17 protein-coding genes, 4 tRNA genes and 1 other annotated feature are annotated in these 14,644 nt (G+C 44.9%); of the genes, 2 read left to right on the top strand and 19 right to left on the bottom strand.

Going from position 1 to position 14,644, the window contains the following annotated elements:
- Window positions 1-159 precede the first annotated feature (159 nt).
- The 10 genes from DESGI_RS00160 to DESGI_RS00120 all read right to left on the bottom strand — a co-directional run bounded on the left by DESGI_RS00160 (window position 160) and on the right by DESGI_RS00120 (window position 5,819).
- Complete coding sequence (locus DESGI_RS00160; protein WP_006524632.1) at window positions 160-1,404, bottom strand: phage major capsid protein; 1,245 nt, start codon at window positions 1,402-1,404, stop codon at window positions 160-162.
- Window position 1,405: 1 nt separating this feature from the next.
- Entirely contained in the window at window positions 1,406-1,978 is a 573-nt protein-coding gene (locus DESGI_RS00155; RefSeq protein WP_006524631.1) for an HK97 family phage prohead protease, read from the bottom strand.
- A gap of 24 nt (window positions 1,979-2,002) precedes the next feature.
- Complete coding sequence (locus DESGI_RS00150) at window positions 2,003-2,191, bottom strand: hypothetical protein (protein ID WP_006524630.1); 189 nt, start codon at window positions 2,189-2,191, stop codon at window positions 2,003-2,005.
- Window positions 2,169-2,525: a hypothetical protein gene (locus tag DESGI_RS00145; RefSeq protein WP_006524629.1), complete on the bottom strand. Its 357-nt coding sequence runs from the start codon at window positions 2,523-2,525 to the stop codon at window positions 2,169-2,171. Before DESGI_RS00145 ends, DESGI_RS00150 begins: the two co-directional genes overlap by 23 nt.
- Window positions 2,526-2,688: 163 nt before the next feature.
- Window positions 2,689-2,895, bottom strand: coding sequence for a hypothetical protein (locus tag DESGI_RS00140; protein WP_006524628.1), 207 nt, complete (start codon window positions 2,893-2,895; stop codon window positions 2,689-2,691).
- 4 nt (window positions 2,896-2,899) lie between these two features.
- Entirely contained in the window at window positions 2,900-3,070 is a 171-nt protein-coding gene (locus DESGI_RS24215; RefSeq protein WP_006524627.1) for a hypothetical protein, read from the bottom strand.
- A gap of 21 nt (window positions 3,071-3,091) precedes the next feature.
- Window positions 3,092-3,331: a hypothetical protein gene (locus tag DESGI_RS00135; RefSeq protein ID WP_006524626.1), complete on the bottom strand. Its 240-nt coding sequence runs from the start codon at window positions 3,329-3,331 to the stop codon at window positions 3,092-3,094.
- Window positions 3,332-3,614: 283 nt separating this feature from the next.
- Complete coding sequence (locus DESGI_RS00130) at window positions 3,615-4,892, bottom strand: virulence-associated E family protein (RefSeq protein WP_006524625.1); 1,278 nt, start codon at window positions 4,890-4,892, stop codon at window positions 3,615-3,617.
- Window positions 4,880-5,500: a CHC2 zinc finger domain-containing protein gene (locus DESGI_RS22715; RefSeq protein WP_006524624.1), complete on the bottom strand. Its 621-nt coding sequence runs from the start codon at window positions 5,498-5,500 to the stop codon at window positions 4,880-4,882. Before DESGI_RS22715 ends, DESGI_RS00130 begins: the two co-directional genes overlap by 13 nt.
- 55 nt (window positions 5,501-5,555) lie before the next feature.
- Window positions 5,556-5,819 carry a helix-turn-helix domain-containing protein gene (locus DESGI_RS00120; protein WP_006524623.1) on the bottom strand — a complete coding sequence of 88 codons (264 nt, stop codon included), beginning with the start codon at window positions 5,817-5,819 and terminating at the stop codon, window positions 5,556-5,558.
- A gap of 140 nt (window positions 5,820-5,959) precedes the next feature.
- On the opposite strand from DESGI_RS00120, the gene DESGI_RS22710 reads away from it, so the two are divergent.
- Both DESGI_RS22710 and DESGI_RS00110 read left to right on the top strand, forming a co-directional pair.
- The gene (locus DESGI_RS22710) at window positions 5,960-6,415 is read left to right on the top strand and encodes a helix-turn-helix domain-containing protein (protein WP_006524622.1); all 456 of its coding nucleotides are present in this window, start codon (window positions 5,960-5,962) and stop codon (window positions 6,413-6,415) included.
- Window positions 6,415-7,599: a tyrosine-type recombinase/integrase gene (locus tag DESGI_RS00110; RefSeq protein WP_006524621.1), complete on the top strand. Its 1,185-nt coding sequence runs from the start codon at window positions 6,415-6,417 to the stop codon at window positions 7,597-7,599. Before DESGI_RS22710 ends, DESGI_RS00110 begins: the two co-directional genes overlap by 1 nt.
- A 131-nt stretch (window positions 7,600-7,730) precedes the next feature.
- Here the strand turns inward: DESGI_RS00110 and DESGI_RS00105 are convergent.
- The 9 genes from DESGI_RS00105 to pdxS all read right to left on the bottom strand — a co-directional run bounded on the left by DESGI_RS00105 (window position 7,731) and on the right by pdxS (window position 14,539).
- A tRNA-Arg gene (locus DESGI_RS00105) sits at window positions 7,731-7,806 on the bottom strand.
- A gap of 84 nt (window positions 7,807-7,890) precedes the next feature.
- A tRNA-Arg gene (locus DESGI_RS00100) sits at window positions 7,891-7,967 on the bottom strand.
- A gap of 157 nt (window positions 7,968-8,124) precedes the next feature.
- Window positions 8,125-8,219: transfer RNA gene (locus DESGI_RS00095), tRNA-Ser, on the bottom strand.
- A gap of 20 nt (window positions 8,220-8,239) precedes the next feature.
- Window positions 8,240-8,329 (bottom strand) — tRNA-Ser (locus tag DESGI_RS00090).
- An 84-nt stretch (window positions 8,330-8,413) separates the two neighbouring features.
- Window positions 8,414-9,682 carry a serine--tRNA ligase gene (gene serS, locus DESGI_RS00085; protein ID WP_006524620.1) on the bottom strand — a complete coding sequence of 423 codons (1,269 nt, stop codon included), beginning with the start codon at window positions 9,680-9,682 and terminating at the stop codon, window positions 8,414-8,416.
- A 201-nt stretch (window positions 9,683-9,883) separates the two neighbouring features.
- Complete coding sequence (gene serA / locus DESGI_RS00080) at window positions 9,884-11,473, bottom strand: phosphoglycerate dehydrogenase (protein ID WP_006524619.1); 1,590 nt, start codon at window positions 11,471-11,473, stop codon at window positions 9,884-9,886.
- 4 nt (window positions 11,474-11,477) lie between these two features.
- Window positions 11,478-12,623, bottom strand: a complete 1,146-nt coding sequence (locus tag DESGI_RS00075; RefSeq protein ID WP_006524618.1) for a pyridoxal-phosphate-dependent aminotransferase family protein — start codon at window positions 12,621-12,623, stop codon at window positions 11,478-11,480.
- A 134-nt stretch (window positions 12,624-12,757) separates the two neighbouring features.
- Window positions 12,758-12,995 (bottom strand) — a binding site (T-box leader).
- A gap of 76 nt (window positions 12,996-13,071) precedes the next feature.
- The gene (pdxT, locus tag DESGI_RS00070) at window positions 13,072-13,641 is read right to left on the bottom strand and encodes a pyridoxal 5'-phosphate synthase glutaminase subunit PdxT (protein WP_006524617.1); all 570 of its coding nucleotides are present in this window, start codon (window positions 13,639-13,641) and stop codon (window positions 13,072-13,074) included.
- A gap of 13 nt (window positions 13,642-13,654) precedes the next feature.
- Window positions 13,655-14,539 (bottom strand): pyridoxal 5'-phosphate synthase lyase subunit PdxS, encoded by an 885-nt coding sequence (gene pdxS / locus DESGI_RS00065; RefSeq protein ID WP_041285055.1) that lies wholly within the window; start codon window positions 14,537-14,539, stop codon window positions 13,655-13,657.
- Window positions 14,540-14,644: the final 105 nt, after the last annotated feature.

The following is a 14,644-nucleotide window of genomic DNA, read 5'->3' as shown; positions in this document are numbered from 1 at the left end:
GTGGCCGCCTTAAAATAAAAGGATAGGTTTATGAAAAAATGGCTATGGGGTTTGTACGCCTGCAACGATCGACCGCGCTGCAGTTAAAGGGAACTCCCCTTGCTCCCTTTCTACTGCCCACCGTTAAAGATGGGCAGTATAAAAAGGAGCCGGAGGAACTTAGACGGCTTTTCTGAGTAGAATTACGCTGTGCGGAGCTGCAAGTTTGCCGTCACCCAGTTGGGTCGACTTATGCACAAATTCGTCGGTGTCCTCGTCGAAATATTTCTTGTAGAGCATCTGCAGATTACTGTTGAAGATGTAATCTTTATAATCCACAAAATACCCAAAAATGTCGCCGACATTCGCCGCGTCAAAGCTGGGTAGGTAATCGTCCACAAGCACCACATTGTAACCCAGGACGCGCCGCTCCGGTCTTTCAGCCAGGCCCAGGTTAATCCGGGCTATGGGTTGCCCGTTGGCATCAACCATACCGGCAATATACTTGTCCCAATCTTTTTTTGTAAGAGTTAAATTGACTTTTGCCTCGTAAGCCAGTGGTATAGTCCCGATAATGGCAGCCCATTTGCCATAGGTGCTTATTTCAGCGGCAGTTACATCTATAATCTGGCCAGCAGGAATAGTGTTGTCGTTTACGATACCCAGGGGCTGGCCCACGCCTGTGCCGGTTACAACCGATTGTTCAACTGCAATAATCATTGCCTCGTAAATGTTCTCTACAACAGTTGATTCAAACATCTCCAGGCTTACCGTGGAAGCTTCCAGGGAGATAGCTACACGGCATTGCAGCTTGTAGTAGTTAAAAGTGATACTGCCGGTAGGCTTTTTCTGTTTATCTGAAACGCTACCCTCAGCAACCCATGTTGCGGTTGGTTTTAAGCTGGATGTCGGGACAGACACGCCACCCTTGACGTTTGTTTTGGTAATGCGGTCCCAGATCATGGAGTAAGCGGACATTTTCTCGTAGACTTTCTGTACGATCGTTGTTGGGATCACGGTTCCAATGTCGCTGGTTAGAGTGGTAGCGTTGGCCCGGTATTCCAAAATCTCTGACCGGGCGCCGGTTAACACGAAGCCCATGAAAGCCTGCCGGTATTCCGAGGAGCCGTAAACATTGCCGTTTACGGGTTCATTGCCCCTGGTGTTGGTATTGTTCGTAATACCGGTACCAATGCCGTAGGTGCCCAGGATTTGCATTTGACCAATAGGGCCGGCAGTGCGCTGTTGCCTCGGGCCAGCGCCCACGGTGCGCCGATATTCGTCTTTGGCCAGGGCTGCCGCGATGTCCGTCAGTTCTTTGTCAATTTCCTTTAAACGCTCCGGGGAACTGGTTAAAAGTTCGGCTTCCAACTGGGAACGATATTCTTCAATTTCACTTTCGGTCATATATTTGAATTTATTCATGCTAGTACCTCCTGATTAATTTTGCTCTAATGAGCAATGCTTTCCGATATTCTTCAACATCCGCTAACTGTTCAAGCCTGCTTCTGGCTTCAACATAGGTTTGGTCATACGCCGGTTGGTCAACTAAAGAGGTCTCAAAAAGTTTGCGTATATTCATGATTGTCCGGGTATGCGTGGCTGAGTCATAACTATCACCATCATCAGCCACCGCAAAACCGAAACTCATCTTGTCAATTAAACCGGATTTTACCGCATTATATAGGTCCCGGTGGCTTGTTATATCTGACTGTAAAGTTGCCCGCATATAGAGCCCGTCTGGCCGCTTTTCCAGCGTTAGGGACTTATTCCGAGTTCGCGCCAAGACGATGTATTCACCATTATGGTTATATCGAAGTACAACATCGCTCATATCAGCCTTATCCAAGGCCGTTGAAGCAATGATTTCCTTGTACTCGATACCGTCAAATTCATAAAGTACGGTCGGTTGGTCGAAAACAATTGCCCGCCCTTCCAGCAGCATATTATTTTCTTCACCAGCCGCCCTCAGCTCATTTGAAAAGCCGTAGAGTTTCATGAGGGCTTCCCCCTTTCAATCCCGCTATTCCAGCGGGTATTTATCTATGTCAACAACCTTGCCTGGCGCCGTTCCAGCACCGGATTGATTGTTAGCTTTCAAACTTAGAAAAATTTTAATTGCCTGTAGGTTGCCCGCCTTTGCCTGGTGTATAAGAGTATGCCAGGCATCAATCACCTGTAGTATTTCACTACCACGTTTTGGCAATTTCAATTTCTATCCCCCTCAAAATTTCTGAGACTTGCCGCAATAGGGCATTGTATGCCTTGATTGTGTCAATGTAAGTTGTCAACGCCGGATTGGTACGCCGGGTTTTCTGATTACCATTTTCATATAGCTCAATTTCTCCGTTTGCCTCTATGTCTGATTTCAACCCCACGATGATGTAATCCAGATATTGCAATTCCTCGATATATCGCTTAATCCGGATTAGCTTGTCCGGTGTCAATTCTTGTTTAAGCGGATTATCCGGGGGCAATTGTTCAATGTATTTAAGAATATCTCTGACTTTAATTTTAGTTTTTGGTGGTTTCCTCGGACGGCTCATAATTTGCCCCCTTTCTGTTAATATTTGCTACTTTGGGCGGAGGGGGGTAATTTTTGGCTAAAATCTCGTAATTGCTCTATGTGTGCAAATAGCCTTCCCCCTCCGGTCAGGTGAACTGGCCACAAGATAGACGCCCCGGGGGGCGGGTATGCATCCTAAATGCTTAATCGTAACTGCCCGCTTCCATCTCCCTGACAAGCTCCAACAGTTCATTAAGCGATCCATTCTCCTCTAGCTGCTCCCACCGTGCCCGCAGCTCCCTTTTCTCTTCTTTTGTCTTAGCTGAAACAATCAATGTAATTCGGGCCTTTAAGTAATCGCGTCCCGCTACACATTCAAACTTCTTTTGTGGAATAATTGAAACTTCCATGTTCTCAACCCCTATCTTTATTTGCTCTCGCCTTGGCCGCCTGATAACGCCGCAAGCCTTTTCCCCTACCGATGGCCAGCTTCCATAACTTGGGGTCCCGGGCCAACAGGCGTTCAAGCTCTTGGTCGGTGAGTACCAGTATGTGCTTGGGCATCTGAATGCGTATGTATTTCATAGATCGCCATCACCTTTATTATCATTTTCCGGGATACCAGATATCTGTATCTTTAATACCCCCACGTTTAAACATTTCATCTTCTGCCCTTGCACGGAATAAATCAATTACCTGCTGTGCCCTCATTAAGTCATCCGTAAGTTTAACTGGCAGATATGGACAGGCTTGAATGCTTAACTTACCTATACGGTCCCTAAGTTCCCTTGCTTCATTTGCAATTGTCCGCCATTCTTGTTCAGTGGCCTTTTTTATCCTACTCATTTACCACAATCACCCCCTACTGTAACCAACTCCAATATGGGACAGGCTCTTTTATGGGACAGGGTTGAGATAGTTCCTGTCCCATCTTGTCCCCTTACTCCTGCAAGGTTTCCGAGTTTTTTTGGGACAGGGGACAGAAAAAACCATATATATATTTTTTCTTTATTTATAATCATATAAATACTTATTATCTTTTTCTTTGTCCACTTGTCCCAAAGAGGGGGAAAGCCTTATGTCCGTAAGGGGACAGGTGTGGGACAGGTATGGGACAGGTGGACAGGTTTTAGGATATTCGCCTATAAACGCGCTGCCGTCCATATTCCGGTATTCTTTCGCGCCCTCCTGGTTCCCATCCGGGTATTTTTTTCATGACATTGCTTATTTCTTGCTGCTCCCTATGGCCATATTTGTTTTTGTCTCCACTAAGGGCATGTATCCAAATTTCAATTCCACAGACAACTCCCATAGATTTTTCACTAAGATACTTATCAATCAACCCGTACCATGGGCTTATTTCCGTGTATTCTTCTTGCACCGCCGTGGCTAACTGTTCAACCTCATGCGTAAGGTAAAGCGCTTCCCCAGTCTCATAATACTTTTTGGCTTCAGCCCATATCTGATTCCTTACCTTATCGATTTCCCAAGGTTTCAATTTCCCGCGGCTCACCCTCACGGGCCAAAAGCGCCGGTTCCCGGTTTGATCCCTTAGGAAGCCATCCACGGCGTTTGTAGTCCCCACAAGGATACACTGTCTTAGCTGGTCCTTTGATCGGCGGCCATACGGTTCCCGGTACCGGTCAAAGTTGCGGCTTAGGAATGATTTAACTTCCTCAACTTCAGTTTTTCTCAACCCGGCCAGTTCCGCAACTTCGATGATCCATTTTCCCGGCATTTTTTCTGCACCGGTTTTATTTTTCATATCCTCCATCCGCAGGTCATCAGTAAACCACTCATCCCCGGCCAGTAAACGAAAAAAGGTACTCTTGCCTATGCCCTGGTTACCCACCAGCACCAGCATGGTGTCGAACTTAATGCCAGGCTTGTATACACGGGCCACAGCAGCCGTGAATGATTTTCGCGTCACCATCCTGGTATACTCGTTATCTTCAGACCCGAAGTAATCAATCAGCAAGGCATCAAGCCGTTGCTGCCCATCCCACTGCAGCCCTGACAAATATTCCCGCACCGGGTGAAATTTCAACCGGCTTGTGGCAATGGCAAAGGCATCATCAATTTTGCTTTTACCAGTAAAGTTGTAGCTAGTCTCAAAATAATATCTTAATTCGGCATCGTCACTGTCAGACCAAGTACCTTTGGCCTTCCCCCAGGGTAAAGCACCCCTAATGTCAAGCTGGTTTGCAAACTCATTTAAAGCCACTTTACTTTTTAACGCTTCATCATTCCGCAATATCAAAAGAGCGTTATTAATTGTGGAATAAATCCTACCGTTTTTATCTTTACTTAGGAGTTTTTCCCAGAAGGATGATAACCCCAACACTTTAGCCACCTCTGGGTCATCTCTTGCTTTTTCATGGAGTTCGTCTGCTGTTATTCGAGCCATTGTTGCACCTCCGGGGCGGTCAATGCCATAAGCTGTAAGTCGGGATCCTTACTCAACAAGCATTCGGTCAAATACTCTTGGTAGTCGGTTTTATGTAACAATTCAGCTAAATCATAATGCGCTTGATAACCCCCAGCAGCTAAAACATGGTTGGTAGTTCTCACGAACAAAGAAAGTATTTCTAACGCCCGATCCCGTTTTTGTTTAAAGATTTTCTCAATCTCACGCTTTTGGGCTGCCTCAATGGCCAACTGCTTGGCCTTACGCCTGGCCTCCAATGATACCGGCCTATTGTCCACCTCAATACCAAAGTCCCGCGCTATCATCCGGGCCGCCTCAATGGGTCTGAGTCCATACACCTTTGCCACTAGGTCAATAGCGTCACCGTAGAATCCACATCCCCAGCATTTGCATTTATTATCCTGAAAAGTATAGAAACTGGGTTTTTTATCTTGGTGAACTGGACATAAACCCACCCAATAGCGACCATGCCGGTGCATATTAGCAATGTTGTATTTATGAATAATGTCCACTGTATTAATTTGCTTAACCAATTGAAAGATATTACTTTTTCGTGATAAACTATTTGGAGCATGCAACTGTATCACACCTACCTTACCGCCTGCCCGTGCCGCCCCGCGCGGGCTTTTGCTTTTATGTCGATTATTTCAGCCGCCGTATTTTTCCTGCAGTTTCCGGCTCTACCGTAACGCTAGCCTGCTCCTGTGCCTCCAGCCACTGGAGAATGCTACTCCGCCTAAACAGCACGCGTTTACCTGCCCTGATGTGCGGTATTATTTTTCTCCGTGCCCAGTCATATGCTGCCCACTCACTAATACCCAGCATTTCCGCTACTTCTCTAGCAGTTATTGTTTCACGTAATACATGTTGGGCATCGTCTTTAAGCTGATCTAGTGTTTTATGCATTATTTAAACCCCCTTAACGAATTTTAAATTCGTACTAATTATATAATAGCGTATTTATAGTTCGTTGTAAATAGTTTTTATTTGATTATCTGTACTTTTAATTCGTGTTATGGTAGTATATTGGTATGGAGGTGAATACATTGGATATTGGCACCAAGATAAGAGAATTGAGAAAAAGTAAAAAACTAACCCAAAAGGAATTAGCTAAAAAAATAAACAAGTCTGAACGCGTGATACAAAAATATGAAAGCGGTGAAATTGTACCGCCTATTTCTGTAATAGAAGAAATTGCAAAAATACTTGACGTAGATATTTACGATATTATTCTTACCAACAGGATGTACATTGACCAGATTCCTAGCGGTTCTATTTTCCCAAAAGTGAATTTTGTTGTGCCTGGTGAGATAGCAACAAAGGGAGTTGATAGCGTAACAACAGTTAAGTTAATGTCTGGACAAGATTTATATGACATAGCTTTTCTTCTTAAACATCAAAAGGAAGCATATTATAATGGCAGACTTCTTACTGAGTATGAACGGAAACGCGTACTCGCTATGCTAAAAATAATGTTCTCAGAAGAAGGAGAATCAGAATAATGGCTGGCTGGGTAGAAAACAGGGGGACCAACAAATGGCGGCTTAACGTACCAGGTGGGACGGGCCCGGGCGGTAATCGCAAAGTTTACCGCCGGACGATTGAAGCCACCAGCGAGCGTGAAGCCAAAAAACAGCTAGACATTTTTTCTGCTGAGGTGCAAAAGGGCCAGTATATTGAACCCTCCGGGCTCACCTTCACGGAATTTAGCCAACAGTGGCTTAAATCCAAAATAGACTTGGCACCCAAAACCAAGCACCGGTATAAAAAAATGCTTGACTCCCGCATTTTACCGGCTATGGGCCACATGAAATTAGAGGACATAAAGCCTTTTCACATAATGCAGTTCTATGACAACTTGCGGGAATACGGCATCCGTGAGGACGGCAGGGAAGGTACACTGTCGCCCGCAACCATACTTCACCATCACAGGTTATTAGTCACTATATTTAACGCTGCCGTCAAATGGCAAATAATTTTAACCAACCCGGCCGCCCGGGTGGAAGCTCCCAAGGTCCCCAGGAAGCCGGCCGCCTGTTATGATGAAAACGACATTGCCACCCTACTGCAAGCCCTGGAAGCAGAAGAATTAAAGCACCAGGTGCTTGTTTACATAGCACTATTCACCGGGTTACGCCGTGGTGAAATCATGGGCATTGAATGGCAGGATGTGGACTTTGATAACTCCTTACTTAACGTAAGGCGGTCCAGTCAGTACCTACCCGGTATAGGCACCATCACGAAAGAACCAAAGAACGAAACGTCAAAGCGGGTTATATCTATTCCCGGTTTCGTTATGACGCTGATTAAACAGTATAAAACAGAATGGACTAAGGACCGCCTAAAGGTCGCTGACTTATGGCAGGGGTCAGACAGATTATTTACCACATGGGACGGCAGGCCCGGGCACCCGGAATGGCCATCGCAATGGTTCTCCAAGTTTATTAAAAAACACAAATTGCCGCACCTACCCTTTCATGGCCTCCGGCATACCGCGGCCACAATGTTGATTAATCAGAACGTGCCACTTAAAAATATATCCGGTCGGCTTGGACATGCTAACCCGGCCACCACTGGGGCTATTTATAGTCACTACTTACAGAGTGCCGATAAGGCAATATCGGACAAGCTAGAAAATGTGTACCAGAATATTATTCATAATGACACAAAAAAAAGACAGGCGTAAAACCTGTCTTTTCCTGTCTCGTTTGCTCCCGGTTTGTTATCTTTGCTCCCAAAATGCTCCCAAAATAGCCTTTCAGCGAATTTCGCTAGAAAAGCGAAAACCCGCAAATCCTTGCGGGCCTTGATTTTCAGTGGTGCGCCTGGAGGGACTCGAACCCCCGGCACGCGGTTTAGGAAACCGCTGCTCTATCCTCTGAGCTACAGGCGCCTAATGTATTTCCAATGGTGGTATATTAATAATAAAATGCAGCGACACAATTAGTATATATACTTTTGTGTCGCCGTAAAATTGTGGCGTGCCTGGAGGGACTCGAACCCCCAACCTTCTGATCCGTAGTCAGATGCTCTATCCAATTGAGCCACAGGCACATATTGTTTTTTCTTTGCGTTGCTTCACCAGCACCGCAAATATAATTGTAACAAAAGCACTCGTAAAAGTCAACTGGTAAAAATGAGTGATAACCATGATATGGTGAGAGTAAACCCATCAGAAAACCACGGATCTTTAATCCGTGGTTTTCTTTACTGGCGGAGAGAGAGGGATTCGAACCCTCGATACGAGTTTTAGCCCGTATAATCGCTTAGCAGGCGACCGCCTTCGACCTACTCGGCCATCTCTCCGTGCTGTCAGGTAATTAAAATGGCGGAGGAGGTGGGATTCGAACCCACGGAACCCGTGAAGGTTCAACGGTTTTCAAGACCGCCTCCTTAAACCGCTCGGACACCCCTCCAGTCAATTTCAATCAACCAGAGACAATAAGAAGTATAACACAGTATAGGTTAGGTGTCAATAACACCGTTCCCCTTCAGTAGTGTCAATTTATCTCTTTAATGCCACCCATATACGGCTGTAACACCGCCGGTATTTTCACCGCACCGGTATCAGTCTGACAATTTTCCAATATAGCGGCTACCGTCCGGCCCACGGCCAAACCTGAACCGTTTAAAGTGTGTACAAAACGAGGTTTTGCTTTACCCTCCCGGTACCTGATATTGGCCCGCCGGGCCTGGAAATCCACAAAATTACTGCAAGAAGAAATCTCTTTATAACTGTTATAACTGGGTAGCCACACCTCTAAATCATAGGTTTTGGCAGAGCTAAAACCCAGGTCACCGGTACTTAAAACAACCACCCGGTAAGGCAGCTCCAACAATTGCAGTATTTTCTCGGCATTTTGAGTCAATTTCTCCAGTTCAGTAAAGGACTCCTCCGGACGAACGAACTTTACCAGTTCTACCTTGTTAAACTGGTGCAGCCTAATAAGGCCCCGTGTATCACGTCCCGCCGCTCCTGCCTCGGCTCTAAAGCAAGCGCTGTAGGCACAATGGTAAATGGGCAATCTATCGCCATCCAATATTTCATTATTATAAAGATTGGTTACCGGCACTTCGGCAGTGGGTATTAGATAGTAATCAGTATTTTCAACTTTAAACATATCCTCGGCAAACTTGGGCAGTTGGCCTGTGCCGATCATACTGTTGCTGTTAACCATAAATGGTGGCATTACCTCTACATAGCCGTGCTCCCTCGTATGCACATCCAGCATAAAATTAAATACAGCACGCTCCAGAGCCGCACCGGCTCCTTTGTAAAAAAGAAACCTGGCACCTGTAACCTTGCCGCCCCGTTCAAAATCCAATATATCCAGCGCCTCACCGATATCCCAGTGGGGTTTGGGCTCAAAACCAAACTGTCTGGGCTCACCCCAGCGCCGCAATTCAACATTGTCATTTTCATCCAACCCCACGGGTACACTCTCTTCAGGAATATTGGGGATATTTAGCAATGTTTGTTGCAGCTGCTGATCCAAAATACGAATTTCTTCATCTAAATCCTTGATAGCATTGGAAACCTGCCGCATTTCCAGTACCATATCCTCAGCCAACTGTCCGGCCTTTTTCAACCGGCCAATCTCCTCGGATACCACATTACGTTTATTTTTAAGCTTCTCCACCTCAACCAGCTTTTCCCTGCGGCGCTCATCGAGTTCCAAAAACGGGTCGAGTGAAATGCTAGCTCCTCTTTTCTGTAGTGCCTCTTTAACAATTTCCGGGTTATTCCGCACAAATTTCAAATCCAGCATATCAGAAAACCTCCAAAAGCAGTAGAAGTGGGCATATCGTTTACTCCGCCAGCATTTGCTTGCATTATAAAATAGAGCTTAAATATACCACTTCACAATAAAAATGCTTTTTTAACTATTATTTACATTAAAGATTTGTATAAAACAAAAATGCCGGCTTACGCCGACATAATTGTACCATATTTATGCAAACAAGTAAAACTAGAGACTAACAAACTTTACATCCAACACTCCATCTATCTCAGCAATGGCTTTCAATGTTTCTTCAGGTACCGGCGCATCCACCGAAAGCATCATCACGGCTTTACCGCCAATTTCCTTGCGTCCCACTTGCATACCGGCAATATTTATTTGATGTTCGCCAATTAACATACCCACGGGGCCAATAATCCTGGGTTTGTCCATATGTGGTACATAAAGCATATTTCCTTCGGGAACAGCGTCCACCCGGTAACCGTCCACCATCACTATGCGGGGCTCATTTTCTTGGAACAGTGTACCTGATAATGACTTTTCACCCTTGTCAGATATCACTTTCAAGGTTATCAAGCTGGCATAGCCATCAGCCCGGCCATTAACAGTTTGCACAACGCTGATACCGCGATTTTTAGCCAGCAGCGGTGCATTAATAAAGTTAACTGACTCTTGTAATATGGGATCCAAAAAACCCTTCACCAGTGCTGTGGTAATAGGCTTGACATCTTCCCCGGCCAAATCACCGTTATAAACAACTTCCATTTTATTAACCCGGCCCTCCACCAGCTGGGCTTGGAATTTACCTAGTTTTTCAGCCAACTTCAAATAGGGCTTAATTTTGGACATTACTTCGGGCTTAACTGATGGAATATTTACAGTATTACGCACTACCTTACCTTGTAGGGCTTCCACTATTTCCTCTGCCACATCCACAGCTACGTTAATCTGTGCTTCAGCGGTGGAGGCTCCCAGGTGGGGGGTGGCAATAAAGCTATTCATTTCTAATAGAGGGCTATCGGTGTTTGGTTCTTTTTCAAAAACATCCAGCGCCGCACCGGCCACTTTCCCATACTGCATATACTTGTATAGAGCTTCCTCATCAACAATGCCGCCACGGGCACAATTGATAACCCGCACTCCGTCCTTCATTGCCGCAAAGGCTTTATCATCCAGCATATGGTAGGTCTCTTTAGTTTTAGGCATGTGTACAGTAATAAAGTCCGCCACCGGTAATAATTCTTCCAAGGTAGCCAGCTTTATACCCATAGATTCTGCCTTTTCCTCAGAAATATAAGGGTCATAGGCCACTATATCCATTTCCATAGCCTGGGCACGCCGGGCAACTGCTGAGCCAATTCTACCCAAACCAATAACCCCCAGCGTTTTACCCCGTAGCTCCACACCCAGGAAAGCCTTTTTATCCCACACACCGTTTTTCATTTTAGCCACTGCCTGGGGAATATTCCTGGCCAGGGCCAGCATCATAGCCATGGTATGTTCAGCAGCGGCAATAGTATTGCCATCAGGAGCGTTGACCACCAGCACACCGTGCTGGGTAGAGGCTTCGAGATCAATATTATCCACACCGACGCCGGCCCGACCCACTACTTTTAACTTAGGGGCATTTTCCAGTACCCGGGGGGTTACTTTGGTAGCGCTGCGTACAATCATAGCGTCATATTCGCCAATTACAGCTATCAGTTCATCTTCAGTCATTTTACTGCCAATAACTACTTCGATATCCGGTTTATTGTATAGTGGCTCTAAACCTTTTTGCGAAACATTGTCCATTGCTAAAACTTTAAATTGTGCCATTTAATTACACCCCCAAAAAAACTTGCTGAGCAGCCCTGACACCAGCACCTAATTCAACAGGGTAACCAACTTTTTGCAAAGCCATTTCCAAACCACTGATAGCAATTAATACATTCATTTGATCAGCAAATCCCATATGGGCAATACGGAAAATTTTATTTTTCAATTTCGCTTGCCCACCGGCAAAGGTTATATTGTATTCATTATTAAGCACTTTACGAATATCGTCCGCACCAATACCTTCCGGAGCATAAACTGAGGTAATAACAGGTGAAGCATAACTTTCATCAGCCATTAGCTTTAGTCCCAACGCTCTGATAGCAGCCCGGGTAGCTTCACGTAGTAGCTTGTGACGAGCATAAACATTATCCAGTCCTTCTGCCAGCATCATATCCAAAGAAGCGTTAAGTCCTACAAACAATGATACCGCCGGTGTATAAGCAGTGTTCCATTTAGGATATTGTTTTCTGGCTTTTAATAAATTAAAGTAATAACGCGGCGATTTGTTAGCTTCGATTACTTTCCAGGCTTTATCACTAATACTTTGAATAGCTAATCCAGGAGGCAGCATTAATGATTTTTGGGACCCGGTGGTTAATATATCCACATGCCACTCATCTACTTTAATTTCAATGCCACCCACACCACTAACACCGTCTACCACGAACAGTGCGGAGGTTTGGGCCACAATCTTACCAATGCTCTCAATATCGTTGGTAACACCTGTAGAAGTTTCATTTTGGGTGGCAAAAACAACTTTGATGTCAGGATTGGCCGCTAGCTTTTCTTGTACCACTTGTGGGTCAACACAGGTACCCCACTCAAAGTTTACTTCAATAACTTCGGCTCCATATTGCTTGGTCAATTCAGACCAGCGCTCTCCAAACTTACCACCCACCAAAGTGAGCACCTTATCCCCGGGGCTTACCGTGTTAGCCACCGCTGATTCCATGCCACCGGTGCCCGAGCTGGTTAAAATATATATTTCATTTTGGGTTTGAAATATTTTTTGCAGTTTGGTAATTATATCCTTGTGTAACACCTGAAAATCTTCGCTACGGTGTCCAATCATGGGGGCTGTCATAGCAGCCACCACTGTCGGCGGTACGGGTGTCGGCCCCGGAATCATTAAATAACTTTTATCCTGCATATGTAATCCTCCTCTAATAAAGTAATTATAATATCAAGTTACATTAAGTTATTTTTTAACTAAGCTTTAAATTAAAAAATATTTCCAAACTATTACATAAAAAATAAAACCTCCCATCCCTATAAATATTAAATCACAGGGACGAGAGGTGTTTCTCCCGCGGTGCCACCCATATTGATTCGTTTAAGTATGTAAAACATGCTATAAACAAATCCTCTTCGTTTAAATAACGGAACTATCCGTGCCCGCCTACTGCTTCTTTCAGCGGGCCCCCTACGGGGAGCCTTTTCACCAAATACAACCACCGGTTCGCACCTAACACCGGCTCTCTGTTGGCTGCATGTAGTTACTTTACCCCAGCATCGGGTTTAAGTAATATTTAAATTTACAAGGTTCTAATAAATATTACTACAGTCATCTTTTTTTTGCAATAGTTTTATACCATTGTTCATTTAACAACATTTTCAATAAAATAACGATGCATACGCAGGTCATCAGTCAATTCTGGATGAAAAGCAGCTACAAGAAAGCGTCCTTGCCGGGCACATACAATTTTATCATCACAGCGAGCCAGTATATCTACACCTTCAGAAACTTCGGCTATATAAGGGGCTCTGATAAATACCGCCCGAAACGGCTCAGCACCTAAAACAGGTATATCCAAATCAGTTTCAAAACTGTCTACCTGGCGACCAAAGGCATTGCGTTCCACCTTTATATCCATCAAGGCAAGTGTTTCTTGCCTTGAATTTCTTATACATTTCGCCAGCATAATTAAACCAGCACAGGTACCCAAAATAGGCATACCCTGTTTTGCCAAATTTATTATAGGTTCCATTAAACTAAAACTATTCAACAGTTTGCCCATGGTAGTGCTTTCACCACCGGGAATAACCAAAGCCTCTATACCTTCAAGTTCAGGTGGTTTTCTTACCTGGCGAATGGAAACCCCGCATTTCTCCAGTGAATACTGGTGCTCCCTAAAGGCACCTTGTAAGGCAAGTACCCCAATTAACATGATTTATCTCCCATTACCAACCTCTGTCTTGCATACGCTGTTCCGGTGCAATAGTGGATATTTCGAGACCGGGCATAGCTTCTCCAAGATCACGTGAAATTTCGGCCAGTATTTTCGGGTCATTATAATGCGTGGTAGCGGCAACAATGGCCTTGGCCCTGGACTGCGGGTCATTGGATTTAAATATCCCTGAGCCAACAAAAATACCGTCACAACCCAACTGCATCATTAAAGCCGCATCCGCAGGAGTCGCAATACCACCGGCGGCAAAGTTAACCACCGGTAATCTACCATTGTTGGCTACATCTAAAAGTAAATCGTAAGGTGCACCCATATCCTTGGCTACACTCATTAATTCTTCTTTGGGTAAATTTTGTACCCTGCGTATTTCACCCATCACCATACGCATATGGCGGACAGCTTCCACCACATTGCCCGTGCCGGGTTCGCCCTTGGTACGAATCATGGCTGCACCTTCGGCAATACGCCTGAGCGCTTCGCCTAGATTACGGGCACCACATACGAAAGGTACTTTAAAAGCGTGTTTTTCTATGTGATACTGTTCATCCGCCGGTGTAAGCACTTCACTTTCGTCTATATAATCAGCACCCAAAGCTTCTAGTATTTGTGCTTCTACAAAATGACCGATTCTAGCTTTGGCCATTACAGGAATGGTTACCGCATCCATAATACGTATAATAACAGTGGGATCGGCCATTCTAGCTACTCCACCAGCGGCACGTATATCAGCAGGCACCCTTTCCAGTGCCATAACCGCACAGGCACCCGCTTCTTCAGCTATTTTGGCTTGCTCCGGTGTAGTAACATCCATGATTACACCGCCCTTAAGCATTTCCGCCAAACCTTTCTTTACTGTCCATGTCCCCTTTTCTGCCATGGTTTCAGCCATATAATTCTCCTCCATTCAACTACAATCACTAAAATATTTTACAGTATTCCCAATGCAATGACAAGCAAGATTTAATTATTTACATATGATCAT

It is taken from the genome of Desulfoscipio gibsoniae DSM 7213 (genome assembly GCF_000233715.2).
GTDB lineage: Bacteria > Bacillota > Desulfotomaculia > Desulfotomaculales > Desulfallaceae > Sporotomaculum > Sporotomaculum gibsoniae.
The sequence above is the reverse complement of the archived record's forward strand: the minus strand, read 5'-3'. Positions and strand labels throughout refer to the sequence as shown.

Bases quoted from the DNA above. Each gene is read 5' to 3' on its own strand.
- DESGI_RS00160 (WP_006524632.1), bottom strand. From the start codon at position 1,404: ATGAATAAATTCAAATATATGACCGAAAGTGAAATTGAAGAATATCGT.
- DESGI_RS00155 (WP_006524631.1), bottom strand. From the start codon at position 1,978: ATGAAACTCTACGGCTTTTCAAATGAGCTGAGGGCGGCTGGTGAAGAA.
- DESGI_RS00145 (WP_006524629.1), bottom strand. From the start codon at position 2,525: ATGAGCCGTCCGAGGAAACCACCAAAAACTAAAATTAAAGTCAGAGAT.
- DESGI_RS00140 (WP_006524628.1), bottom strand. From the start codon at position 2,895: ATGGAAGTTTCAATTATTCCACAAAAGAAGTTTGAATGTGTAGCGGGA.
- DESGI_RS24215 (WP_006524627.1), bottom strand. From the start codon at position 3,070: ATGAAATACATACGCATTCAGATGCCCAAGCACATACTGGTACTCACC.
- DESGI_RS00135 (WP_006524626.1), bottom strand. From the start codon at position 3,331: ATGAGTAGGATAAAAAAGGCCACTGAACAAGAATGGCGGACAATTGCA.
- DESGI_RS00130 (WP_006524625.1), bottom strand. From the start codon at position 4,892: ATGGCTCGAATAACAGCAGACGAACTCCATGAAAAAGCAAGAGATGAC.
- DESGI_RS00120 (WP_006524623.1), bottom strand. From the start codon at position 5,819: ATGCATAAAACACTAGATCAGCTTAAAGACGATGCCCAACATGTATTA.
- DESGI_RS00110 (WP_006524621.1), top strand. From the start codon at position 6,415: ATGGCTGGCTGGGTAGAAAACAGGGGGACCAACAAATGGCGGCTTAAC.
- serS (WP_006524620.1), bottom strand. From the start codon at position 9,682: ATGCTGGATTTGAAATTTGTGCGGAATAACCCGGAAATTGTTAAAGAG.
- serA (WP_006524619.1), bottom strand. From the start codon at position 11,473: ATGGCACAATTTAAAGTTTTAGCAATGGACAATGTTTCGCAAAAAGGT.
- DESGI_RS00075 (WP_006524618.1), bottom strand. From the start codon at position 12,623: ATGCAGGATAAAAGTTATTTAATGATTCCGGGGCCGACACCCGTACCG.
- pdxT (WP_006524617.1), bottom strand. From the start codon at position 13,641: ATGTTAATTGGGGTACTTGCCTTACAAGGTGCCTTTAGGGAGCACCAG.
- pdxS (WP_041285055.1), bottom strand. From the start codon at position 14,539: ATGGCAGAAAAGGGGACATGGACAGTAAAGAAAGGTTTGGCGGAAATG.